Genomic DNA, 307 nt, shown 5'->3' with positions numbered 1-307 from the left:
GTATGGATTTTTACTATCATAAGTTTTTAATTCTTTATTTCCCAAAATAGCTGTGATACTGCTAACTTTATTAAATGAATCACAAATAGGCTGAGCTATATCAGCACCAGCTTCAACTGTTAATGTGCTACCAGTACTAGCTGCAGTAATCTTTGCACATTTTTTATCTTTAATTTTGAAACTTCCATCAGATTCTAAAGCAACGTTTGTCATAGTAGATAAACTTGTGTCAAATTTGCCTTTAGCTGTATAATAAGAAGTAATATCACTAATAACTGTTGAGAAGTTGCTAGCCGCTTTAGCTATC

General features: G+C 31.9%; 1 pseudogene. It reads right to left on the bottom strand.

The features are described from left to right. Window positions 1-307, bottom strand: a pseudogene (locus AVBRAN12642_RS09815) (hypothetical protein); the annotation flags it as partial.

It is taken from the genome of Campylobacter sp. RM12642 (genome assembly GCF_020137635.1).
Taxonomy (GTDB): Bacteria; Campylobacterota; Campylobacteria; order Campylobacterales; family Campylobacteraceae; genus Campylobacter_E.
Note: the sequence above shows the minus strand (reverse complement) of the source record. Positions and strands in the feature narration are given on the sequence as shown.